Origin of the sequence: Dinoroseobacter sp. PD6 (genome assembly GCF_028807315.1) — a bacterium.
GTDB lineage: Bacteria > Pseudomonadota > Alphaproteobacteria > Rhodobacterales > Rhodobacteraceae > Dinoroseobacter > Dinoroseobacter shibae.
This window is the reverse complement of record NZ_JARAMN010000001.1, coordinates 605,196-628,063: the sequence shown is the minus strand read 5'-3', so window position 1 is coordinate 628,063 and position 22,868 is coordinate 605,196. Positions and strand designations below refer to the sequence as shown.

The 22,868-nt window shown below is 66.8% G+C and carries 18 protein-coding genes and 1 tRNA gene; 9 read left to right on the top strand and 10 right to left on the bottom strand.

Annotation, left to right across the window (positions count from 1 at the left end; genetic code table 11):
• Positions 1 to 49: 49 nt before the first annotated feature.
• Positions 50 to 136: transfer RNA gene (locus tag PVW48_RS02935), tRNA-Leu, on the top strand.
• Positions 137 to 179: 43 nt separating this feature from the next.
• Here the strand turns inward: PVW48_RS02935 and PVW48_RS02930 are convergent.
• The 10 genes from PVW48_RS02930 to miaA form a co-directional block, all read right to left on the bottom strand.
• The gene (locus tag PVW48_RS02930; RefSeq protein WP_274580208.1) at positions 180 to 464 is read right to left on the bottom strand and encodes a hypothetical protein; all 285 of its coding nucleotides are present in this window, start codon (positions 462 to 464) and stop codon (positions 180 to 182) included.
• Between the two features lie 247 nt (positions 465 to 711).
• Positions 712 to 1,317, bottom strand: a complete 606-nt coding sequence (locus PVW48_RS02925) for a nucleotidyltransferase family protein (RefSeq protein ID WP_012178156.1) — start codon at positions 1,315 to 1,317, stop codon at positions 712 to 714.
• 187 nt (positions 1,318 to 1,504) lie between these two features.
• Positions 1,505 to 3,919: a GcvT family protein gene (locus PVW48_RS02920; RefSeq protein WP_274580207.1), complete on the bottom strand. Its 2,415-nt coding sequence runs from the start codon at positions 3,917 to 3,919 to the stop codon at positions 1,505 to 1,507.
• 181 nt (positions 3,920 to 4,100) lie between these two features.
• Positions 4,101 to 5,966, bottom strand: coding sequence for a BCCT family transporter (locus PVW48_RS02915; RefSeq protein WP_012178158.1), 1,866 nt, complete (start codon positions 5,964 to 5,966; stop codon positions 4,101 to 4,103).
• Between the two features lie 270 nt (positions 5,967 to 6,236).
• A complete protein-coding gene (locus tag PVW48_RS02910; protein WP_274580206.1) occupies positions 6,237 to 8,318 on the bottom strand; it encodes a dipeptide ABC transporter ATP-binding protein in 2,082 nt (693 codons plus the stop codon).
• 68 nt (positions 8,319 to 8,386) lie between these two features.
• The gene (locus PVW48_RS02905; protein ID WP_274580205.1) at positions 8,387 to 9,547 is read right to left on the bottom strand and encodes an ABC transporter permease; all 1,161 of its coding nucleotides are present in this window, start codon (positions 9,545 to 9,547) and stop codon (positions 8,387 to 8,389) included.
• Between the two features lie 10 nt (positions 9,548 to 9,557).
• Positions 9,558 to 10,649 (bottom strand): ABC transporter permease, encoded by a 1,092-nt coding sequence (locus PVW48_RS02900; RefSeq protein ID WP_274580204.1) that lies wholly within the window; start codon positions 10,647 to 10,649, stop codon positions 9,558 to 9,560.
• Between the two features lie 95 nt (positions 10,650 to 10,744).
• Complete coding sequence (locus PVW48_RS02895) at positions 10,745 to 12,412, bottom strand: ABC transporter substrate-binding protein (RefSeq protein ID WP_012178162.1); 1,668 nt, start codon at positions 12,410 to 12,412, stop codon at positions 10,745 to 10,747.
• A 257-nt stretch (positions 12,413 to 12,669) separates the two neighbouring features.
• Entirely contained in the window at positions 12,670 to 13,482 is an 813-nt protein-coding gene (locus PVW48_RS02890) for a helix-turn-helix transcriptional regulator (protein WP_274580203.1), read from the bottom strand.
• Positions 13,483 to 13,540: 58 nt separating this feature from the next.
• Positions 13,541 to 14,431, bottom strand: coding sequence for a tRNA (adenosine(37)-N6)-dimethylallyltransferase MiaA (gene miaA / locus PVW48_RS02885; protein ID WP_274580202.1), 891 nt, complete (start codon positions 14,429 to 14,431; stop codon positions 13,541 to 13,543).
• Positions 14,432 to 14,534: 103 nt separating this feature from the next.
• Here miaA and pyrH point away from each other — a divergent pair, with 103 nt between their 5' ends.
• The 8 genes from pyrH to bamA all read left to right on the top strand — a co-directional run bounded on the left by pyrH (position 14,535) and on the right by bamA (position 22,868).
• Entirely contained in the window at positions 14,535 to 15,272 is a 738-nt protein-coding gene (gene pyrH, locus PVW48_RS02880; protein WP_274580276.1) for a UMP kinase, read from the top strand.
• A 130-nt stretch (positions 15,273 to 15,402) separates the two neighbouring features.
• Entirely contained in the window at positions 15,403 to 15,969 is a 567-nt protein-coding gene (gene frr, locus PVW48_RS02875) for a ribosome recycling factor (protein WP_012178166.1), read from the top strand.
• 66 nt (positions 15,970 to 16,035) lie between these two features.
• Positions 16,036 to 16,767: a polyprenyl diphosphate synthase gene (uppS, locus tag PVW48_RS02870; protein ID WP_012178167.1), complete on the top strand. Its 732-nt coding sequence runs from the start codon at positions 16,036 to 16,038 to the stop codon at positions 16,765 to 16,767.
• Positions 16,768 to 16,787: 20 nt separating this feature from the next.
• On the top strand, positions 16,788 to 17,579 hold the full coding sequence (locus PVW48_RS02865; protein WP_012178168.1) for a phosphatidate cytidylyltransferase: 792 nt from the start codon (positions 16,788 to 16,790) through the stop codon (positions 17,577 to 17,579).
• A gap of 23 nt (positions 17,580 to 17,602) precedes the next feature.
• Positions 17,603 to 18,784: a 1-deoxy-D-xylulose-5-phosphate reductoisomerase gene (dxr, locus tag PVW48_RS02860; protein WP_274580201.1), complete on the top strand. Its 1,182-nt coding sequence runs from the start codon at positions 17,603 to 17,605 to the stop codon at positions 18,782 to 18,784.
• Between the two features lie 61 nt (positions 18,785 to 18,845).
• Positions 18,846 to 20,183 carry an RIP metalloprotease RseP gene (gene rseP / locus PVW48_RS02855; protein ID WP_274580200.1) on the top strand — a complete coding sequence of 446 codons (1,338 nt, stop codon included), beginning with the start codon at positions 18,846 to 18,848 and terminating at the stop codon, positions 20,181 to 20,183.
• Positions 20,184 to 20,273: 90 nt separating this feature from the next.
• Positions 20,274 to 20,414, top strand: a complete 141-nt coding sequence (locus tag PVW48_RS02850) for a hypothetical protein (protein WP_157865284.1) — start codon at positions 20,274 to 20,276, stop codon at positions 20,412 to 20,414.
• Positions 20,415 to 20,621: 207 nt separating this feature from the next.
• Complete coding sequence (gene bamA, locus PVW48_RS02845) at positions 20,622 to 22,868, top strand: outer membrane protein assembly factor BamA (protein WP_274580199.1); 2,247 nt, start codon at positions 20,622 to 20,624, stop codon at positions 22,866 to 22,868.

Below are 22,868 nucleotides of genomic sequence, written 5' to 3'. Positions count from 1 at the left end.
CGTTTTTGCTCTGGACGCGGCGCGGGCTTGGCGCTAGCACAACGCCCGTGCCCGAGTGGCGGAATTGGTAGACGCAGGGGATTCAAAATCCCCCGATGGCAACATCTTGTCGGTTCGAGTCCGACCTCGGGTACCAGCCGCATCCCCCTTGAGATCCGGCTGGTCGCTGCCGCTTCGGGTTACCACCTGTTCCAGGCACTGCCACGGGAGACCAGACGCTGTGGGGCGCAACGGCGGTTGTAAACCGTCTGCAAAGCGATGTCCTCGCCCTTGTTCAGCGCCACATCCGCAGACGCATCACCGGTGAAGGCACTGGGCGGAATCAGCACGAGAAACACGCCGACCGCATCCCCGGCCACAGCGGCGCGCTGTCGACTCTCCGCGGCGGCCAATTCGCGCATGTTGTGGCTCAGTTCCGCCTGCAACTCGGCACATGTGTAGCCTTCGTAGTTGGATGTGGACACAGCGGTGGGCGCTATGCTTTTCGGAGGTTTGGCGCATCCGGCAAGGGTTGCCGTTGCAATCAAGGCAACAATCAGAACTCTCATAACTCACCCATGATCTTTCGTGACGATAGCGGCGGCACAGGCCGCGCGCGCCGCCTTGTCCTTGTCGGCTGCGAAAGCGGTACGGCTTGGGAATTTCTGCGACGATACTGCGACGACCAGAGCTCGCATGGATCAGCCCGGGCACACCGTGGCTCAACTTCGATCAGGGCGTTTGGGAGCGCATGTCCCGCCAGGCCGCCCAGTCCTCGGGCGTGTCGAGGTCGCGGCGCGCGCGGGTGCCGGGCAGGGGCACGAGGTGCAGGTGGTCGCGGTGCCTGGCGATCACGGACTGGCCGCCCGCATCGCCGGAAAGCCGCGCGAAATCGGGGAAGGTGTCGGGGGCAAAGAGGATCGGGTGGCCCGGAGCGCCGTCCTCGGTGGCCCCGCGCCAGATGCGGGCCTGCGGGTGGGTGCGGCGCGCGGCGAGGACGGCGCGCAGGTCCTCGGCGGTGATTTCGGGCAGGTCCCCGAGCAGCAGCAGCAGGCCCGTGCAATCGGCAGGCAGGCGCGCGACGGCGCCACGCAGGGTGCCGCCCATGCCCTCGGCGCTGTCGGGCAGGCTCAGGCGGGTGACGTCGAGCCCATCCAGCGCGGCGTGGCGCGGGTGCGGCGCGGGTGGCAGGGCGACGAGGACGTGCGGGACCACGGAGGCCGCGAGGGCGGCCTGGCGGGCCACGAGGGGCGTGCCGTCCACAAGCTCCATCAGCTTGTCGCGGCCGCGCATGCGCGACGAGGCGCCGGCGGCGAGGAGGAGGGCGATATCGGCCATGACGTGATCCTGCCCGGAAAGGCGCGCGTCGGGAAGGGGATGCGCCCAAGCGTTTTCGAAAACGCTTGGAGGCCCGGAGATCGGACGCCAGCCTGCCATGGGCGCGCGCGGGGGCCCGCGCGGGGGCGCGTCCCTCGGGCCCGGCGTGCCGTCACGCGTTTTCGAAAACGCGTGTTCGCGGGATGCCTCAGCCGCGCATGCGGGCCCCGTCCGGATCGAAGAGCGGTGTGGTGATCAGGGTGGCCGGGCAATGGTCGCCGAGGATCTCGATGCTGGCCTCCAGCCCGTCCTGGGCCATTTCGCGCGGCACGAAGCCCAGGGCGATGGATTTGCCTGTGAAATGCGCGTAGCCCCCCGAGGTGCAGAAGCCCACGACCTCGCCGTCCAGCGAGATCGGCTCGTAGGCCACGACATCCGCGTCGGTGGCGGCGACCTCGAAGGCGCAGAGTTGGCGCGCGGGGGGCGTGGCGCGCTCCGCCTCCGCCGCGTTGCGGCCGATGAAGGCGGTGTTCTTGCCGAAATGGATGAACCGGTCGAGCCCGGTCTCGGCGGCGGTGTAGTCGGGCGAATACTCGCGGCTCCAGGCCCCGAAGAACTTGTCGAGCCGCAGGGACATCATGGCGCGCATCCCGAAAGGGCGGATGCCATGGGGTTGTCCGGCCTCCCAGAGCGTGTGGAAGAGGTGGCGCTGTTCAGCCGGGCTGCAGTAGATCTCGAAGCCCAGATCGCCCGTGTAGCTGACCCGTTGGACGAGGCACTGGGCCATGCCGATGGTCATGGGCGCCACGTCGAAGAAGCGGAACGCCTCGGCCGAGACATCCGCGCGGGTGCAGGCGGCCAGGACGTCGCGGGCCCTGGGTCCGGCGATCTGGAATCCGGTGCGCGCGTCGGAGATGTTTTCGATGGTTACGCCCGGGTCGGGATGGGCCTCGAACCAGCGCAGGTGCTGGTCCTGGGCGCCGTAGGAGGCGGTGAGCTGAAACTCGGTCTCCGACAGGCACGAGATGGTGAAATCCCCGATCAGCCGCCCCGAGGGTGCGAGCATCGGGCTGAGCGACAGGCGTCGGGGGGCGGGGATGCGGCCGGCCATGATCCGGTCGAGCCAGGCCCGCGCGCCGGGGCCGGTCACGCGGAACTTGCCGAAATTCTGCAACTCGTTGATGCCGACGCCAGTGCGCACGGCCATGACCTCGGCCTTCACCGCGCCCCAGGCGTTGGAGCGGCGGAAGCTTGGGGTTTCGAAGCGCGGCGCGCCTTCAGGGGCGAAGTAGTTGACGACCTCCAGCCCGTAGGTCTGGCCGAAGACCGCGCCCATGCCGTCCCAGATGTCGTACATCGCCGTGGTGCGGAAGGGGCGCGCGGCGGGCAGTTCCTCGTTCGGGTAGCTGACGGAAAAGCGGTTCTGGTAGTTCTCGATCACCTTGGGGACCGTGTAGCCCGGCGTCGTCCAGCGCCCGAAGCGGGCGACGTCCATGGCGCGGGGGTCGCGTTCGGTCTCGCCCTCGATCATCCATTGCGCGAGCGCCAGGCCCACGCCGCCCCCTTGCGAAAAGCCCGCCATGACCGCGCAGGCCGACCAGTAGTTGCGCAGCCCCGGCACGGGACCGACGAGCGGGTTGCCGTCGGGGGCGAAGGTGAAGGGGCCGTGGATCACCGATTTGACCCCTGCGGTTTCTAGCACCGGGAAGCGGCGGTAGGCGAAGGCGATGCTATCCTCGATCTTCTCGAACTGGTCGTTGAGCAATTCGTGCCCGAAGTCCCAGGGCGTGCCGTCCACGGACCACGCCTCGCAGGGTTTCTCGTAGAACCCGATGCAGAGGCCGCGGCCTTCTTGCCGGAGGTAGCTTTCGCCGCCCGGGTCGATCACATGGGGGAACTCGGTGGCGCGGGTGTAGATCCCGGGGATGTCGTCGGTGACGATATACTGGTGCGCCATGGGCAGAAGCGGCAGGTAGACACCCGCCATCGCCGCGACCTCCCGCGCCCAGAGGCCGCTGGCATTGACCAGGTGTTCGGCGATCACGGTGCCCTTGTCGGTCTCGACGGTCCAGGTGCCGTCGGGGTTCGGTGTGGTCGCGGTGACCATGGTGTGGGTGTGGATCTGCGCGCCGCCGAGTTTGGCGGCCTTGGCATAGGCGTGGGTCGTGCCCGAGGGGTCGAGATGGCCGTCGAGCGGGTCGTAGAGCCCGCCGAGGATGCCGTCGGTGTTGACCAGATCGGCCATGGCCTTGATCTCGGCCGGGCCGAGGATCTCGGTCTCCAGCCCCATGTAGCGGTGCTTGGCGCGCTCGGCCTTGAGCATGTCGAAGCGCTCGGGCGTGTCGGCCAGGGTGATGCCGCCCACGTGGTGCAGACCGCAGGACAGGCCGGTCAGTGCCTCCAACTCCTTGTAGAGCCCGATGGTGTAGCCTTGCAGGGCGGCCATGTTGGTGTCGCCGTTCAGGGTGTGAAAGCCCCCCGCCGCGTGCCAGGTGGAGCCGGAGGTCAGTTCGGAGCGCTCCAGCAGCATCACGTCGGACCAGCCAAGCTTCGTCAGGTGGTAGAGCACCGAACAGCCGACAACACCGCCGCCGATCACGCAGACCTGAGTGTGGGATTTCATCGTGCGCCTCCTGCCGTTGGGACACGGTGGCGTCTGGCCCGGGTCGGTGGCCCGCCCGTTCCCGACATCGCGCGGTCTGTTTTCGGCGTGGCCCCGTGAGGCGGGCGAGGTTGTTGGGGTGTGTGGCCACGAAAAAGGGCGGGGAAGATCCCCGCCCTGTGTCCTTGTCAAAGGGTCCGCGTCATTCCGCGGGGGTGGGGGCGGCGTCGGTGTCCGCCGGCTCCACATGGGTGGCGGGCAGCCCGTGCTTGAGCCGCAGCCCGTCGCGGTAGACCGCCTTGATCAGGGACAGGCCCATCAGGACCATCACCACCGAGAAGGGCAGCGCCCCGATCACCATGGCCGTCTGGATCGCGCCCAGGCCGCCCGCGATGATCAGACCGCCCACGACCAGCGCCAGGGCCGCGCCCCAGAACAGGATATGCGGGCGGGCCTTGGGACCCTCGTCGCCCGCGGCGTTGATCGTGTTGATGATCAGCACCGCGCTGTCGGCAGAGGTCACCAGGTAGGTCAAGAGCAGGATCACGATCAGCACGGACATGGCATAGGCCAGCCCCTCGGACAGCATCACCGCCAGCATCGCGAAGAGCTGGTCAGCCTGACCCGCCCCCTGGATCGCGCCATCGGCCACGCCGCGAAGTTCGAGGTCGATCGCCGTGCCGCCCACGAGGGCGAACCACACAAAGCACATGATCGCCGGGATGATCATCGCGCCCAGCACGTATTCACGCACCGTGCGGCCCTTGGAGATGCGCGCCAGGAACACGCCCACGAAGGGCGCGAACGCGATCCACCAGGCCCAGTAGAAGATCGTCCAGGCCCCTTGCCAGCCCGACAGGCGATTCTCGGTCGCCGCGGCATAGACCGCCGCGATGTCGGCTGCGGGCAGGGCCGCGGCGCTGGCCGGAAGCCCCTCGGTGAAGGACGCGAGCGTGCCCCAGGGGCTGGTTGCGCTCTCGACCATGGCGGCGAGATCCTCGGCCGGCAGGGCCTGCACCGACGCCGGTACGCTGGCGATGATCGCCTCGGCCGGTGCCCCGACCCAGACCGTGAAGATATTGCCGGGGATCGACACCAGGTAGTCGAACATGCCCACGAACAGGGTTTGCAGACCGAAGAAGGTCGAGCCGAAGATCAGGAAGAAGATCAGCACGAAGAAGCTGAGCCCCATGTTGAGGTTCGATAGCCACTTGATGCCCTTGCCCACGCCCGAGAGCGCCGACAGGGTCGACAGGCCCATGATCACGCACAGGGCGACGATGATCCCCATGGTCGAGGAGGTCTGTCCCCCATCGGCCGTGGCCGTGTAGAGCCAGTCGCCGACGCCGATCCGGCTGAGACCGGCGATGAATTGTTCGACCCCGAAACCGAGGGTCTGGGACACGCCGAGCACGGTCGCCACGACGGCCACGATATCCACCACATGCCCCACGGGGCCCGAGAGCTTGTTGCCGAAAATCGGCGTGAGCGCCGAGCGGATCGTGAGCGGCAGGCCGCGCCGGTAGCAGAAATAGCCCAAGGCCAGGCCCACGATGGCGTAGGACGCCCAGGCCGCGAGGCCCCAATGGGTGAACGACCAGATATAGGCGTCGCGCACGTTTCCGGCGGTCGAGCCTTCGGTGTCGCCCATGATCGTGGCCGGGTTCGCGCCGAAATGGTACATCGGTTCGGCGGTTGCGAAGGTCAGCATCCCGATCCCGATCCCCGCGCCGAACATCATCGAGAACCACGAGAAATTGGAAAATTCTGGCCTGTCATCGTCGTGCCCCAGCCGCAGCTTGCCCGCCGTGGGCCAGAGCGCCAGCGCGAAGCACAGGATGACGAAGAACGCCATCGTGTAGACGTACCAGATGTTGAATGTGGCCAGGATGATAGAGTTCAGCGCGCCGAGCACGCTGGCGGCCTGGTCCGGGAAGGCGATGGCCCAGAGGATCAGCCCGCCGACCAGGAGTTTCCCGGTGATCGCGACGTCCTTGGTGAAGCCCTTGTAAAATCCGCTGTCGGCGGTTCGAATTGGCAGGTCTGTGACCGGCGGTTTGACTGGCATTGTCTTTTCTCCCTCTGCGCCGCCTTACGCAGGGAGCCTGTCCCGCGCGGCCGCGTCGATTGTTGCGCTTTGGTTTTGGGTGTACCGGGGCACGCGCAAACTCAGTGTGTCGGTAGTCTTAACGGGTACTTATAACAAAAACGACCTCTTTTTGACGCAAACTGACCTTGTTGTCGCAATCCATGGGACGTTTGCCCCATGGGCGGATGGCCCGGGGGGCCGCGCGGGGCATATCCCGCCCGGGGGACAGGGGCGTCGGAAGGCGGGGGATCACTCCGCCGCCATCTTGATGACCGGGCCCATTCTGGCGAAGCTCTCTTCGCTCAGGTGGCATTTGATCTGGTGGCCGGTGGGGGTCTTGCGCTGGGGCGGGACCTGGGTTTCGCACAGGTTTCCGGGCACTTCGGATTTCCAGCGGCAGCGGGTCTGGAACGGGCAGCCCGGCGGCGGGTTCATCGCCGAGGGGATGTCGCCATCGAGCACGATCCGCTCCTTCTGGATGCTGGTGTCGGCGATCGGCACGGCCGAGAGCAGTGCCTCGGTATAGGGATGATAGGGGGGCGAGAAGACCTCGTCGGTGGTGCCCAATTCGACCACATGGCCGAGATACATCACCATCACCCGGTCACTGAGGTACCGCACGATGCTCAGGTCATGGGAGATGAACAGGAGCGTGGTCTGGTTCTGGCGCTGGATCTCCATCAGCAGGTCGGTGACCGCGGCCTGCACCGAGACGTCGAGCGCGCTGACCGGCTCGTCGGCCACCACGATGCGGGCATCCCCGGCAAAGGCGCGGGCGATGCCGACGCGCTGTTTTTGGCCGCCCGAGAGCTGCCGGGGCATCCGGTTTGCGAAGGCACGGGGCAGCTTCACCAGGTCCAAAAGCTCCAGCATCCGCTGCTTGCGGGCGTCCTCGGTGTCGCCCACGCCGAAGATCTCCAACGCCCGGATGATCTGGCGGCCCACGGTCATCGACGGGTTGAGCGTGTCGAACGGGTTCTGGAATACCATCTGCACATCGGCCACGGTCTTGGTGTCGCGGTCCTGGATCTCGATATCCTGGATCTCGCGGTTGTCGAGCAGGATGGTGCCGTCGGTGGCGGTCTCCAGCCCCATGAGGACCTTGGCGAAGGTGGATTTGCCGCAGCCGCTCTCGCCGACGATGGCGAGGGTTTCGCCCTCGCGCGCCTCGAAGCTGAGATCCTCGTTGGCCTTCACCACCTTGCGGTTCTTGCCCCCGAAGAGGGCCGAGGCGGCGACCTCGTAGTATTTCTTGAGGTTGTCCATCTTCAGAACGACGCGGCCCGGCTCGGGCTTCTCGGTCTGGTCGGCCTTCTCGACCGGGGCGTTCCAGTCGATCTCTTCGAAGCGCAGGCAGCGGGAGCCGTGGCGGTCGTCGCCGGGGATCTTGCGCATGCGGATGTCCTGGGCGTCACAGAGCCCGGGTTGGAAATAGTCGCAGCGCGGCCCGAAATTGCAGCCCTTGGGCCGCTCATGGGGCAGGGGGAAGTTGCCTGGGATGGCCACCAGGGGGCGGGCGTTCTTGTCGGCGCCGGGCAGGGGGATCGAGCGGAACAGCGCCTGCGTGTAGGGGTGCTGCATCTCGTCGAACACGTCCTCGATCGAGCCGGTCTCGACCGCCTCGCCGGAATACATCACGCAGAGCCGGTCGCAGGTCTCCAGGATCAGGCCGAGATTGTGGGAGATGAACAGCATCGAGGTGCCGTATTTCTTGCCCAGGTCCTTCACCAGATCGACCACCGCGGCCTCGACGGTCACATCGAGCGCCGTGGTCGGCTCGTCCAGGATCAGCAGCGCCGGGTTGGCCATCAGCGCCATGGCGATGACGATGCGCTGCTGCTGGCCGCCGCTGAGCTGGTGCGGAAAGCTGTTCAGGATGCGCTTGGGGTCCGGCAGGCGCACGTCGGTGACCACGTCGAGGGCACGCTGGTAGGCGACGTCTTCGGAGACGCCTTCGTGGATCATCGGCACTTCCATGAGCTGCTTGCCGATCCGCATGGCCGGATTGAGCGAGGCCATGGGCTCCTGGTAGATCATGGCGATCTCCTTGCCGCGGATGCGGCGGAGCTCTTCGGGGCTCATGGTGTTCAGGTCGCGGCCCTTGAACTTGATGGTGCCGCCGACGATGCGGCCGTTCACGCCGAGATCCTGCATCACCCCCAGGGCAACGGTGGACTTGCCGCAGCCGGATTCTCCGACCAGTCCCATGGCCTCGCCAGGCATCACGGTGCAGGAGAAATCCATCACTGCCGGGATTTCCCGCAGGCGCGTGAAGAAGGAGATCGAAAGGTTCTCGATCTCGAGGATCGGGCCGTCATAGGTCTCGGTCATCGCGTCCCTTTTCTTTTGTGCTGAAATACTCCGGGGGTGTGGGGGCAGCGCCCCCACGAACCGTTCCCTCAGTCCTTCAGGCTTTCTTCGCGCAGGCCGTCGGCCAGCAGGTTCAGGCCCAGCACAAGGCTCATCAGCGCGAGCGCGGGCGGCAGGGCGGGGTGGATGTAGATCGACAGCAGGCGCCGGCCCTCGTTGATCGTGGACCCCCAATCGGGGCTTTCGGGGCTGACGCCCAGGCCGAAAAAGCCCAAAGTCCCGAGCAGGATGGTCGTATACCCGATGCGCAGGCAGAAATCGACGATCAGGGGCCCGCGGGCGTTTGGCAGGATTTCCCACAGCATGATGTACCACGGGCCCTCGCCCCGGGTCTGCGCGGCGGCCACGTAGTCGCGGGTCTGGATGTCGAGCACGATGCCGCGCACGATCCGGAACACCGTGGGCGAGTTCACGAACACGACCGACACGAACACGATCAGCACGTTGGGCGGCATCGACACGATGCCCAGAGGATCGGCGTTGAACGCCAGCCCAAGATAGAGCCAGCCGCCGATCACCACGGTCAGCGCGACGAACAGGTTCCGCTTGGCCGGTTGGGTGAAATAGCGCGAATTCCACAGCACCACCAGGAACAGGATCGGGAACACGAAGAGCACCGCCGCCATGTAGGTCGGGATGCCGGTCGCCACGATCTCGGGTGTCACCAGCAGGTAGAAGAGCAGGATCACCGGGAAGGCCAGCACCAGGTTGGCGATGAAGCTGAGCACCGTGTCGAACTTGCCGCCGAAATACCCCGCCGGCAGGCCCAGCACGATGCCGACCATGAAGGCGAACAGCGTGGCGGCCGGCGCGATCTTGAGCACCTCGCGCGCGCCCATCACCATCCGGCTGAACACGTCGCGCGCCAGGTTGTCGCCCCCGAAGAGGTAGTGCGAGAAGCCCGCCGTGCCCTCCGGCACCGGGGTGCCGGGCACCTTGTTCTTCATGCCGGAGACCACCTGGATCGGGTCATGGGTGATGATCATGTCGGCGAAGATCGCCGTGAACACCCAGAACATCACGATCCCGAAGCCCACCATCCCGATCGGGCTGTCGAAGAGCTTGCCGTAAAGCCCCAGCCGTCGCTTGTAGACGATGGACAGGGTGAAGGTGGCGATCAGCATGACCCAGACGGGCATGAACTGGATGAAGACCTGGATCCAGATCTCGAGAGTTGTCATCGGCTCCATCGGGCTCTCCTCACGCGATCCGGATACGGGGGTTGAGGAAGACGTAGCCGATATCCGAGATCAGCTGTGTCACGAGCACCACGATCACCGCCACGACCGAGCAGGACAGCAGCAGCTCCACATCGTTGTTCGAGGCGGCCTGCACCAGGGTCCAGCCGAAGCCCTTGTAGTTGAACAGGGTTTCCACGATCACCACGCCCGTGAGCAGCCAGGGGAATTGCAGCATGATCACCGTGAAGGGCGCGATCAGCGCGTTGCGCAGGGCGTGTTTCAGCACGATGTTGCGGAAGCTCACGCCCTTGAGCCGCGCGGTGCGGATGTATTGCGCGGTCATCACCTCGGCCATGGACGCCCGCGTCATCCGCGCGATGTAGCCCATGCCGTAAAGCGCCATGGTCAGCACCGGCAGGGTGAAGTTTTCCAGCGTGGCGTCCTCGGCCGCCGAGGCCGCGGAGCCCTTGAGGATCGTGCGCCCGTCGATCCAGCCCCATTCGGCAAAGAGCGGCGAGAGCCCGGCGGTAGAGGAGGCGAAGAGCACCACCAGCACCACGCCCGAGACGTATTCCGGCGTGGCGGTGGTGATGATCGAGGCAGTCGACAGGCTCCGGTCCGTGCGCGAGCCCTCGCGCATTCCCGCCAGCACACCGACCAGCAGCGCCGAGGGCACCATCACCACCATCACCCAGAACATCAGCTTGCCGGTGAGGGCCAGGCGTTCCGCGATCACGCCGCCCACATCGGCCTTGAAGACGGTCGAGGTGCCGAAATCCCCCTGCAGCAGGCCGCAGAAGCCCGGGGGTTCGGGATCGCCGCTGCGCCAGATGCCGTCGATGCAGCGCCCGCGCATCCCGCCATCCTCCAGCGTGCGGGTCCAGCCCGGCACCAGGCCCAGCCATTCGCCGTAGCGCACCAGCATCGGCCGATCATAGCCGTTATTCGACAGCCAGCTTGCGACCTCGGCATCGGTCATGCGGACCGAGCCTTCGCTCTTGGCGACCTTCTCGAGGTTGGGCTGCAGGTTCGTCATGAAGAAGACGATGAAGGTGACGCAAAGCGCGGTCAGGGCCATGACGCCGAAACGGCGCAGGATGAAAGCGAACATGAGGGCCTCTCTGTCGGGCTGGTCGGGTGACGCGCGGGATCAGGAGCAAAAGACCGGAGCCCGATGGCGGGCTCCGGCCGGTGTCGTGCGTCGCGTCAGGCCGCGAAGCCGAGCTTGTAGACGTGGATCTCGTGGCTCGGATGCTTCTCGGCATTGACCACGTCGCCCCGGTGGTGGTTGTAGAGCGACCGCCAGTAGGGCTGGATGATCACGCCGTCGTCGCGCAGGATCTGCTGCACCTTGCCCATGACTTCGCGGCGCTTGTCGGCATCGGCGATGGCCAGGGCCTCGGCGAGGGCCGCGTCGAACTCCGGGTTGGCATAGGCGGATTCGTTCCATGCCTCGCCCGAGCGGTAGGCCAGTGCCAGGATCTGCACGCCCAGGGGCCGGTGGTTCCAGGAGGTGGCCGAGAACGCATGCTTGGTCCAGTCGCCCCAGAAGGTGGCGCCGGGCTGGATGCGGTGATCGACCTGGATGCCCGCGTCGCGCAGCTGCGCGGTCAGGGCGGCGCCAGTATTGGCGAGCCATTCTTCATCGGGGGTGATGAAGGTGTGGGTGAAATCGCCCAGGCCGGCGGCGTCGATCATCTCCTTGGCCTTGGCCGGGTCCGTTTCCGGCGCGCCGATATCGGCGTATTCCGGATGGATCGGGCAGACATGGTGATTTTCCGCCGCGGTGCCCTGGTTGTTGTAGCCCAGCTCCAGCAGCACGCTGTTATCCACGGCCATCGCAAGCGCCCGGCGCACGTTCACGTCCGCATAGGGGGTCACGCCGTCGATCTCGGCGGCCTGGTTGGGACGGCACACGACGGTGGCGCCGGTCACGGCCTCGGTGACGGACCAACCGATGGCGCTGAAGATGTCGACGAACTCGCCGGTGGTCTCGTAGGTCAGGTCGAATTCCTCGGCCTCGGCGCCCGCCAGCCAGGTGGCCGGGTCGGTGCCGAAATCGACGAACTCGATCCGGTCGACATAGGGGCCGCCATAGACCTCGGTGCCCCACCAGGTGTGGTCGGTGGCGCGTTCCAGCACGGCGCGCACGTTCGCCTCGAAACTGACCGGGCGATAGGGGCCGGTGCCGATGCCGTGGTCGAACGGATTGCCGCCCTCGTAGCTGGCATGGGTGATCGCGGCGGGGTAGTCGGACATGGTGGCGATCAGGGTGATGTCGGGCGCACTGAGGGTCAGGCGCACGGTCATGTCATCGACGATCTCGATCGCGCCCTCCCGGGCCTGGCCGGTGGCTTCGTCGATCAGCCCCTGCACGCGGGTGGCCATGGAGTTGCCTTCGAGCGAGCTGTCGCACCAGCCGGTAATGTTGCGCGCCACGTCCTCGGCGGTAAAGGCGTCGCCGTTGTTCCAGGTCACGCCGGGCCGGACGTTGAGGGTATAGACGGTGGCGTCGTCGTTCACTTCCCAGCTTTCCAGCAGCATGCCGCGGAAGGTTCCGTCGGCATTGTATTCCACGAGATATTCGAGGAACCCGCGGGAGTGGTTGCCAAGCTCGGACCAGTCATAGGTCCGCGGCTCCTTCATCGCCTTGACCAGGTGCTGGATGCGCAGCGTGCCACCCTGGGCCGGCGTGGCGGTCATCGCGCGGGCCGGTTTGGCCCCGATCATGCCGTAGGCGGCGACCGAGGTGGCGCCGAGCGCAGTGGCGTAGGACAGGAATTCGCGGCGGCTGAGCGTGCCGGTGCGGCAGTCCTGGGCGTAGGTTGCGACCGCCGGATGCATGGGTTTGCCGTTGATGGTGGACATCGTCATTCTGATCTCCCTGAGATACGTGTTCTTGCTATTTTCCGCGCGCTCGCCCCCGAGCTGTGATGCCTTCGGGTGGGGGCGCTGGGTCACTGCGCGGCGGAGGAAGCTGTTGATGCGCGCATCACGCCTCATTCTCTGCGGGGGGTCAACCGCCAGCCCGGGCCGAATCGGGGAAAAAACGACATGTTTTTGGTCCAAAAGCGACATCACTCCCGAAACGGCCGCGGATCAAAGCGGCTTGACGTAGGGTCAGTCGAGGATCACTCGGCCCGCAACATGCGTCGGGCCGCGGTCGGGGTTTGGCCCATCCGGGCGCCGAAGCTGCGCGCGAAATAGGCCGCCGAGCCGTAGCCGAGCGATTGCGCGATCTGGTGCACCGGGGCCGGGGTGTCGGCGAGCCGCCGCCGGGCCTCGGCCAGCAGCCGGTCCTGCACCAGGGTCGAGGCGCCCAGCTCCGTGACGGTCTGGCAGACGCGGGTCAGGTGGGTGGGCGTGATCCCCAGTCGCGCGGCATAGGCCGCCACGGAGGGTGGGCTTTCGGGCGCGGCGGCAATATCCCGTTCGATCAGCGCGGTGAACCCCGCAACGATGGTTTCGGCCTTGGACTGGCTCCATTCGGCGGCGCCTTCGCGCTGGTGCAGCCGGGTGACCGCCAGGGCCAGCAGGGTGCCATAGGCGGCGATGGCCACATCCGCATCCTCGGTCGCGGCGTCCGCCTCGCCCTCGATCTGGCCCAGAAGCCAGGTGATCTCGCCCTGGGTCTGGGTCGTGGTGGCGCGCAGCAGGACGGGAGTGTCGGGCAACTGGCCATCGAAGCCGGGGCCGAAGGCGACACGGTGGCCGAAGACGGGGGTGGGAAACTCGAACCGGGTGGTCGCCCGGGCCGGCACGTAGAGGTGGCAGGGGCCGCTGAAGCCGCGGGTCTTGCCGCAGACCGACACGCGCCCCTGACCGCGATTGACCACGTAGAGCAGGGGGGTGGGTTCGGCATGCCAGTCGGTCAATCGCCAGCGCCCGGCTTGCAGGATCGCGGCGAGGGACGAGGTGGAGACGGGGCGCTCGGGTGTCGTCATGGCCGAACCCTACCGTTCCCGGGCGCGCGGGGCCAGTCTCTGTGAAATTCCGGCGAAATCAGGCCGATCCGGGGGGGACCGGGGTCCAGTCGCGCATCCGGGCGCGAAACCAGGTGCGCTGGCGCTTGGCGTATTGGCGGGTGGCGCGGGTCGCGGCCTCTTCGGCGGCGTCGAGGGTGATTTCGCCGCGCAGATGGGCGATCAGTTCGGGCGCGCCGATGGCGCGGGCCCAGGGGGCGGCCGCGTCCCAGTGCGGCAGGGCGGCGCGGGCCTCGTCCAGCGCGCCCTGGTCGAGCATCTGGCGAAATCGCCGGGCGATGCGCGGGGCCAGCCAGTCCTTCGGGGCCTCGAGCACGAAGCGGGCCGCGCGGGTGCGGGGCAGGAGCGGCGGCGGGGTGTCGGCCTGCCAGCGGGCCAGCGGGCGGCCGGTGGTCTCCAGCACCTCCCAGGCGCGTTGGACGCGCATCGGGTTGGCCATGTCGATCCTGGCGCTGGTCTCGGGGTCGCGCGCCGCCAGATCCGCCTGCATCCGCGCGAAGTCGCCCTCCCGCAGGGCGTCGGCACGGGCGCGCACCTCTGCAGGCACCTCGGGGATCTCGCTGAGCCCTTCGGTCAGGGCCGTGAAAAACAGCCCCGTGCCGCCCACGATGATCGGGCGCGGACCCGACAGCAGCGGCGCGACCTCCCGCAGCCAGTGGCCGACCGAATGGGGCGTGCCCCGGGCGACATGGCCGTAAAGGCGGTGGGGCGCGCGGGCTTCGTCCTGGGGCGAGGGGCGCGCGCTGAGCACCCGCCAGGCATCGTGGACCTGCAGCGCGTCGGCGTTCACGATCACGCCCCCCTGGCGCTCGGCGATGCGGAGCGCGAGGGCCGATTTGCCCGACGCGGTGGGCCCCGCGATCAGCACGGGCTGGTCGGCGGACAGGGTGGAGAGGTCGGGCAGGGGCATCGGGGAACCGGTTCAGGACAGGGCGCGGCGGTTTCGCCGTTGATCCCGGCGGGGTTTCGGACCATTTTGCGCGCAAATCCCTTCCGGATACAAGACAGAGGTCATCACCATGGACGCCGCCCCGCACGCCACCAAGTACAAACGGGTGATGCTGAAAATCTCCGGGGAGGCCCTGATGGGCCCGCAAGGGTTCGGATTGCACCCGCCCACGGTGCAGCGCATCGCCCAGGAGGTGAAGACCGTCCACGACATGGGGGTCGAGATCTGCATGGTGATCGGCGGCGGCAACATCTTTCGCGGGTTGCAGGGCTCGGCCCAGGGGATGGAGCGGACGACCGCCGACTACATGGGGATGCTGGCCACGGTCATGAACGCGCTGGGGATGCAGGCCGCGCTGGAGGCGCTCGGCATCCACACCCGGGTGATCTCGGCCATTCCCATGGACCAGGTCTGCGAGCCCTATATCCGGCGCCGCGCGGTGCGGCACCTGGAGAAAAAGCGGGTCTGCATCTTTGCCGCGGGCACGGGCAATCCCTATTTCACCACCGACACCGCCGCGACCCTGCGCGCCAACGAGATGTCCTGCGAGGCGATTTTCAAGGGCACGAAGGTGGACGGGGTCTATGACAAGGATCCGGCCAAGCATGACGACGCGGTGCGCTATGACCAGATCTCCTACGACGATTGCCTGGCCCAGCACCTGGGTGTCATGGATGCCTCGGCCATCGCCCTGGCGCGCGACAACAAGCTGCCGATCATCGTCTTTTCCCTCGACGAGCCGGGCGGGTTCCGCGGCATCCTTGCCGGCGAGGGCACCTATACGCTGGTGAACAACGGCTGATCCTCGCGCGCGGCACGGGGTGGCGTGGGCGGGCCACAGCTTCGCCCCGATTGCTCGCTATACAAGTCCGCATCCATTGGCTACATACACCCAACAGGCAGCAGCAGACGTAACGAACCAAGAGACACACATGTCCGACGAAGATTTCGACCTCGATCTCGATGACCTCAAGCGCCGGATGGACGGCGCGCTCGCCTCCCTGCGTACGGAGTTCGCCTCTCTCAGGACCGGTCGCGCCTCGGCGTCGATGCTGGAGCCGGTGATGGTGGATGCCTACGGGCAGAAAACCCCCATCAACCAGGTCGGCACCGTCAACGTGCCCGAACCCCGGATGGTGACGATCAACGTCTGGGACAAGAGCCTCGTGGGCAAGGTGGAGAAGGCGATCCGCGAAAGCGGGCTGGGGATCAACCCGCAGCTCAACGGCACGATCATCATGCTGCCGATCCCGGAGCTGAACGAGGAGCGCCGGCGCGAGCTGACCAAGGTCGCTGCACAATATGCCGAGCACGCCCGCGTGGCGATCCGCAACGTGCGCCGCGACGGCATGGACCAGCTCAAGAAATTCAAGGCCGACGGCATGAGCGAGGACGATCACAAGATCTGGTCCGACGAGGTGCAGGCCCTGACCGATGCCGAGATCAAGAAGGTCGATGACGCTCTGGAGAACAAGCAGAGCGAGATCATGCAGGTCTGAGACCGAGCCCCGCCTGGACCCAGGCGGGGTTGTTTGTAACCGGGGGGCGAGAAAGCGAGATACAGGATGCAGCACGCACCGAAACCAAAGCCCCCGGCAGAGGGTCCGCGCCATGTGGCGATCATCATGGATGGCAATGGACGCTGGGCGCAGCAACGCGGACGCCCGCGCCTGTTCGGCCACCAGGCCGGGGCAAGGCGGGTGCGCGCAGTGGTGGAGGCCTGCCCCGATCTGGGGATCGAGTACCTGACGATCTTCGCCTTCTCGACCGAGAACTGGAAGCGCACGCAGTCCGAGGTCTCGGGCCTGATGGGGCTGTTCCGGCGCTACATCACCAAGGAGATGGAAGGTTTCCTGCGCGAAGGGGTGCGGGTGCGGTTCATCGGGGACCGGATCCGGCTGGACCCGAAACTGCGCGAGTTGATGGACGAGGTGGAAACGCTGACGGCCCATAATTGCCGGGTGAACCTGACGATCGCCCTGAATTACGGCGGCCGGGACGAGGTGGCGCGCGCCACCAAGCGCCTGGCCCAGGAGGTCGCCGCCGGGCGGCTCGATGCGGAATGCGTGGACGAGACCACCCTGACCCGGTTTCTCGACACCTGTGTGCTGCCGGACCCGGACCTGGTGATCCGTACCTCCGGGGAGGCGCGGATTTCGAACTTCCTGCTGTGGCAGTCGGCCTATGCGGAGTACGAGTTCATCGACACGCTCTGGCCCGATTTCACGCCCGAGATCTTCGCCGAAGTGGTCGAGCGGTTCGGCGGGCGCGCGCGCCGCTTCGGCGCCGTTCTCTAGCAGCCGTCGGACCGCCCGGAATGCCCCTGAATGCCAGTTTCGAAGACCTGCTGCCGCGCCTGGCGTCGGCGGTGGTGATGGTGCTCGTGGGCGTTGTCGCGATCTGGTACGGCGGATACCTGTTCCTGTTCCTGCTGGCGGCGGTTGTCGGTGCGATGGTGTGGGAACTGGCCCGGATGGTGGCACCCGAGGACAAGACCGGCGCCGTGGTCGTGGCGGGGGCTGCGGCGGCGGCGCTGGCCTCCTGCGCGGTGCTGCCCTTGGGATTTGCCCTGCCCTTGCTGATCCTGCCCGCGATGATCGGGGTGGGCCGGTTCGAATCGTCCCGGCGGGTCTTTGCGCTCTATACCGCGTTCATCGGGGTTGCGGGCCTGGGCCTGTGGGTGCTGCGACAGGATTTCGGCATGGTCTGGATGCTGTGGCTGGTTCTGTTGGTGGTGGTGACGGACGTGGCGGGGTATTTCGCCGGGCGGATCATCGGGGGGCCGAAATTCTGGCCCCGGGTCAGCCCCAAGAAGACCTGGTCGGGCACGGTCGCGGGTTGGATCGGCGCGGGACTGGTGGGCTGGGGTTTCATGACCCAGACCATCGCCGGTGCAGAGCTGATCGGGATTTCCATCGCCCTGGCCATGGCGAGCCAGCTGGGCGACGTGACCGAAAGCGCGCTGAAACGCAGGGCCGGGGTGAAGGACAGCTCCGCGCTGATCCCCGGTCATGGCGGGCTGCTGGACCGGTTCGACGGGATGCTCGGGGCTTCGGTGCTGCTGCTGCTGGTGGAGCAGATCATCGACTTTCCGCCCCTTCCTCTCTGAGCGGGAAACGGGCAAGAAGGGGCATGGCACGACGCATCTCCATTTTCGGGTCGACCGGCTCCATCGGGCAGAACACCGTGGACCTGATCCAGCGCGACCCGGACGCCTATGATGTCGTGGCGCTGACGGGCGGGGCGAATATCGCCCTTCTGGCCGAGCAGGCGCGGGTCCTGCGCGCCGATATCGCGATCACCGCCTATGACGACCGGCTGGAAGACTTGCGCGCGGCCCTTGCGGGGTCGGGGGTGGAGGTCGCGTCCGGCGCGCAGGCGCTGTGCGACGCGGCGGACCGGCCCGCGGATTGGGTGATGAGCGCGATTGTCGGGGCCGCGGGGCTCTATCCGGGTTTTGCAGCGCTGCGCCATGGCGGGTCGCTGGCGCTGGCCAACAAGGAAAGCCTGGTGACGGCGGGGCCGCTCCTGCTGGCCGAGGCGCGGGCGCACGGCGCGCGGATCCTGCCCGTGGACAGTGAGCATTCGGCGGTGTTCCAGGCGCTTGTGGGCGAAGACATGGACGCGGTGGAGCGGATCGTGATCACCGCCAGCGGCGGGCCGTTCCGCGACTGGCCGCTGGAGGCGATCGCCAAGGCGACCCTGGCCGAGGCGGTGGCGCATCCGAACTGGGACATGGGCCAGCGGATCAGCATCGACTCCGCATCCATGTTCAACAAGGCGCTGGAACTTATTGAAACGCGGGAATTTTTCGGCCTCGACCCCGCGCGGATCGAGGCCGTGGTGCACCCGGGCTCCATCGTGCATGCGCTGGTGGGGTTCAAGGACGGCGCGCTGATGGCGCATCTCGGCGCGCCGGACATGCGGCATGCGATTGGCTATGCGCTGCACTGGCCCGAGAGGCGTGATCTGCCGGTGGCGCGGCTCGATCTGGCGGCGATCGGGTCGCTGAGTTTCGAGCGGCCCGACGAGGCGCGGTTCCCGGCGCTGCGGCTGGCGCGCGAGGTCATGGCGACGGGCGGGCGCGCGGGCGCTGTGTTCAACGCCGCCAAGGAGGCCGCCCTCGATGCGTTCATCGCCGGGAAGATCGGATTTCTCGACATGGCGGCGGTGGTGGAGGCGACGCTGGAGGGCATGGATCGCGACGGCTCCCTGTCGATTCCACCTCAAAGCCTTGATTGCGTCGCAAATGTAGACCATCTCGCAAGGGACATGGCGCAGCGGGCGGCGGCGGACCGCGCCGCGCGGCGTTGACCGGACCCGAGCGCGAGATATCTGACCGCAACCCATCCGACCGTAACACGAAGGACACGTTTTGGACCTTGTTGGACTGATCCCCTCATTCGGCGGGCTCGCATTCACGATCATTGCCTTCATCGTGGCGCTTTCCGTGATCGTCGCGATCCATGAATACGGGCATTACATCGTCGGCCGCTGGTGCGGCATCCATGCGGAGGTCTTCTCGCTGGGCTTCGGGCCGGTTCTGTACAAACGCACCGACCGCCGCGGCACCCAGTGGCAGGTGGCGGCGCTGCCCTTCGGGGGCTACGTGAAATTCCTTGGGGATGCGGACGCGGCCAGCGGCAAGGACGGGGAGGGGATGTCCACCCTGTCGGAGGCGGAGCTGGCGCGCACCATGCATGGCGCGAAGTTATGGAAACGGGCCGCGACCGTGGCGGCGGGGCCGGTGTTCAACTTCATCCTGTCCATCGTGATCTTCGGCGGCATGATCCTGTGGCAGGGCACGGCGACGGAGCGGCCGACCATCGGGGCGCTGTCCGAGCTGCCCGTGGGGGTGTCGGAGCTGGAGCGCGGGGACGTGATCACCGCGATCGAGGGCGAGGCGACGCCGGATTACACCGCGCTCAACGCCTTGCGCGAGACCCTGCCGCGAGAGCCGTCGCTGACCTACACGGTGGAGCGGGACGGCAGCACCCTGAACGTGCAGGGGCCGTTCATCATGCCGCCGCTGGTCTCGGGCCTGCAGCCGCGCAGTGCCGCCATGGACCAGGGCTTCGAGGTCGGCGACGTGATCACCGCCATAGACGGCACGCCGATCTACGCCTTCGAGGATCTGCGCGAGGCGGTGGAGGCCTCGGCGGGCGCGGACATGGTGATGGAGGTCTGGCGCGACGGCGAGACGGTCGAGATCACGGTCGCCCCGCGCAGGATGGACCTGCCGCTGCCCGAAGGCGGGTTCGAGACCCGGTGGCTGATCGGGATCACGGGGGGGATGTTCTTCGAGCCCGAAACCGTGACCCCGGGCCCGCTCATGGCCCTGTGGCAGGGGGTGGAGCAGATGTGGTTCATCATCCGCTCCTCCCTGTCGGGGCTGTGGCACATGATCACCGGCGCGATCAGCACCTGCAACATCTCGGGGCCGATCGGGATTGCCGAGACCTCCGGCGCGGTGGCCTCGCAGGGGCTGGACCAGTTCATCTGGTTCATCGCGGTGCTGTCGACGGCGGTGGGAATGCTCAACCTCTTCCCGGTGCCGGTGCTCGATGGCGGGCACCTGGTGTTTCACGCCTATGAGGCGGTCACCGGAAAGCCGCCCAGCGACAAGGCACTGCGGGTGATGATGACCACCGGACTTGCGCTCCTGCTGACACTGATGGTGTTCGCGCTGAGCAACGATCTCTTCTGCCCCTGACCCGGGGTCCTGCCTGCAAACTTCCCGGGTTTCGCCCTATTCCGGCCCTATTCGGGGCGCAGCTTTCCCTGCGCAAACAGGGAGGTGGCAATGGACCGTGCAGGCAAGCGGCTTTCGGGCATCAGGACGACCTTGGGCGTCTTCGGGGACAGCTTTCTGGTGGCCGTTGCGATCACTGCGGCGGTCAGCACCGCGGTGATCCTCGGCACGTCTTTGCTCACCGGCCTCTGACCGGCCGCGCCCCGGCCCGGCGAGGCCGCAAGGGCATGTATTTTTTTGCCCGCATGGACGCCGCTTTTTTGACAATGCCCCCCATTTCCGGCTACGGGAAGAAGACAGGCAAAGTGCGGGGCAGAATCTATGGGCTGGCGTTCACGGAACTGGGGGACGTGCGGGGGTCGCGTTGTCCTGACCACAATCCTTTGTATGGGACTGGGGATGACCTCTCCAGATATGGCCCGGGCCCAGGACTTCCGCTTCACCAATGTCGAGATCAACGGCAACCAGCGGATCGAGGCGGCGACCATCCTCAACTTCGCCGAGATCGCCCGGGGTGAGACGGTCACCGGCGGGCAGCTCAACGATGCCTTCGTGCGGCTGCAAAACTCCGGTCTTTTCGAGAGCGTGACCCTGACCCCGCGTGGCAACACTCTGGTGATCGACGTGGTGGAGTTTCCGACGATCAACCAGGTCAGCATCGAAGGCAACCGGCGGCTGAACGACGATCAGCTGCTGAGCGTGTTGCAATCGGCCCCGCGCCAGGTCTTCACCCCCGAGACCGCCGAGGCCGATGCCGCCGCGATCATCGAGGCCTATCAGCTCAGCGGGCGGCTGGCCGCCACGGTAGAGCCGCGCATCATCCGGCGCAGCGAGAACCGCGTCGACGTGGTGTTCGAGGTGACTGAAGGTGCGGTGGTGGAAAACGAGCGCATCAGCTTCGTCGGCAACCGGGTATTCTCGGATCGCCGCCTGCGCCGGGAGCTGGCCACGAAACAGGCCGGGATTTTCCGCCAGATCATCCGTGCCGACACGTTCATCGAGGACCGGGTGGCCTTCGACCGCCAGCTTCTGACCGATTTCTACCAGGCCCGCGGTTACGTGGATTTCCAGGTCCTGTCGGTGACGCCGGAGCTGTCGCGGGAGCGCGACGCGGTGTTCCTGACTTTCAATCTGCGCGAGGGCCAGCAGTTTCGCTTCGGCCAGGTCACGGCCAGCTCGGACCTGAGCGAGGTGGACATCGACGGCTATATCGCGGCGATCGACGTGGACCCGGGCGAGGTCTATTCCCCCGCCAAGGTGGATCGCACGATCACCCGGCTCGAACGGCTGGCGCTGGCCCAGGGGCTGAATTTCATCCGCGTGACACCCCGGGTGACGCGCAACGACGCGGCCGGGACGCTCGACCTGGATTTCGTGGTCGAACGAGGGCCGCGCGTGTTCGTGGAACGCATCGATATCGAAGGCAACGCGACCACGCTTGACCGGGTGATCCGGCGCCAGTTCGACACGGTCGAGGGGGATCCGTTCAATCCGCGGGAAATCCGCGAGGCCGCAGAACGGATCCGCGCGCTCGGGTTCTTCTCCGTGGCGGATGTGAACACGCGCTCGGGCTCCACCGAGGACTCGGTCATCGTCGATGTGGATGTCGAGGAGCAGCCCACCGGGTCGCTGTCCTTCGGCGGTTCGTTTTCCCCCGATGACGGTTTCGGGTTGATCGTCTCGCTGACGGAGCGCAATTTTCTCGGTCGCGGTCAGACCGTCTCGTTGAATTTCGACGGCACGTCGGGGGACCAGAACCTGTCCTTCCGCTTCGTGGAGCCATCGTTCCTGGCGCGGGACGTGTCGTTCTCCTTCTCGGTGGGGACTGTGAGCTCGAACAACTCCAACCGGGAGTTCGATATCGACCGGAGCTTCCTCGATATCGGTGTCGGTTTCCCGGTGAGCGAGAACGGGCGACTGGGTCTGACCGCGGGGTATTTCAGCGAGGAGCTGTCCGATCTCGATCCGGTCAACTCTTCGCCGATCCTGTTCCGGGAGACCGGCAAGGAATCCGGGGCGCGCATCGGCTATGCCTATACCTTTGACACCCGGCGGACGGGTCTGAACCCCAATGCCGGCGTGCTGCTGCGCTTCGACCAGACGTTGCAAAGCCCGCTGGGCGACAACACGCTGTTGTTCACCGAGGCGACCGCCATCGCCCAGACGCGGGTGTTCAACGAAGAGGTGCTGCTGCGCGCCGCCCTCGAAGGGGGCGCGATCACCGCGATCGGCGATGCAAGCAGCCGCGTGACCGACCGCTATTTCCTGTCGCGGCGGCAGATGCGCGGGTTCGCGTCCAACGGGATCGGCCCGCGGGACCGGGAAGCCGGCAACGAGGACGCCCTGGGCGGCAACAAGTATGTCGTCGCCCGGTTCGAGGCGGAATTCCCGCTGGGTCTGCCGGAGGAATACGGCATCGAGTTCGGCGCGTTCCTTGATATCGGCACGGTCTGGGACCTCGATGACACCGCCGGAGCAGGTGGCGTGGAAGTGGATGACGACTTCATATTGCGCTCCGCCGCGGGGGTTTCGGTGTTCTGGGACACGGCGATCGGCCCGCTGCGCTTCAACTTTTCGCGGGCGCTGCGGAAAGAAGACTATGACGATGTGAGCAACTTCGACTTCACCGTCTCGACGCGCTTCTGA

What these genes read in the sequence shown, in the direction of transcription:
- PVW48_RS02925 (WP_012178156.1), bottom strand. Translation starts at nt 1,317, where the DNA reads ATGGCCGATATCGCCCTCCTCCTCGCCGCCGGCGCCTCGTCGCGCATG.
- PVW48_RS02920 (WP_274580207.1), bottom strand. Translation starts at nt 3,919, where the DNA reads ATGAAATCCCACACTCAGGTCTGCGTGATCGGCGGCGGTGTTGTCGGC.
- PVW48_RS02915 (WP_012178158.1), bottom strand. Translation starts at nt 5,966, where the DNA reads ATGCCAGTCAAACCGCCGGTCACAGACCTGCCAATTCGAACCGCCGAC.
- PVW48_RS02910 (WP_274580206.1), bottom strand. Translation starts at nt 8,318, where the DNA reads ATGACCGAGACCTATGACGGCCCGATCCTCGAGATCGAGAACCTTTCG.
- PVW48_RS02905 (WP_274580205.1), bottom strand. Translation starts at nt 9,547, where the DNA reads ATGGAGCCGATGACAACTCTCGAGATCTGGATCCAGGTCTTCATCCAG.
- PVW48_RS02900 (WP_274580204.1), bottom strand. Translation starts at nt 10,649, where the DNA reads ATGTTCGCTTTCATCCTGCGCCGTTTCGGCGTCATGGCCCTGACCGCG.
- PVW48_RS02895 (WP_012178162.1), bottom strand. Translation starts at nt 12,412, where the DNA reads ATGACGATGTCCACCATCAACGGCAAACCCATGCATCCGGCGGTCGCA.
- PVW48_RS02890 (WP_274580203.1), bottom strand. Translation starts at nt 13,482, where the DNA reads ATGACGACACCCGAGCGCCCCGTCTCCACCTCGTCCCTCGCCGCGATC.
- miaA (WP_274580202.1), bottom strand. Translation starts at nt 14,431, where the DNA reads ATGCCCCTGCCCGACCTCTCCACCCTGTCCGCCGACCAGCCCGTGCTG.
- frr (WP_012178166.1), top strand. Translation starts at nt 15,403, where the DNA reads ATGTCCGACGAAGATTTCGACCTCGATCTCGATGACCTCAAGCGCCGG.
- uppS (WP_012178167.1), top strand. Translation starts at nt 16,036, where the DNA reads ATGCAGCACGCACCGAAACCAAAGCCCCCGGCAGAGGGTCCGCGCCAT.
- PVW48_RS02865 (WP_012178168.1), top strand. Translation starts at nt 16,788, where the DNA reads ATGCCCCTGAATGCCAGTTTCGAAGACCTGCTGCCGCGCCTGGCGTCG.
- dxr (WP_274580201.1), top strand. Translation starts at nt 17,603, where the DNA reads ATGGCACGACGCATCTCCATTTTCGGGTCGACCGGCTCCATCGGGCAG.
- PVW48_RS02850 (WP_157865284.1), top strand. Translation starts at nt 20,274, where the DNA reads ATGGACCGTGCAGGCAAGCGGCTTTCGGGCATCAGGACGACCTTGGGC.
- bamA (WP_274580199.1), top strand. Translation starts at nt 20,622, where the DNA reads ATGACCTCTCCAGATATGGCCCGGGCCCAGGACTTCCGCTTCACCAAT.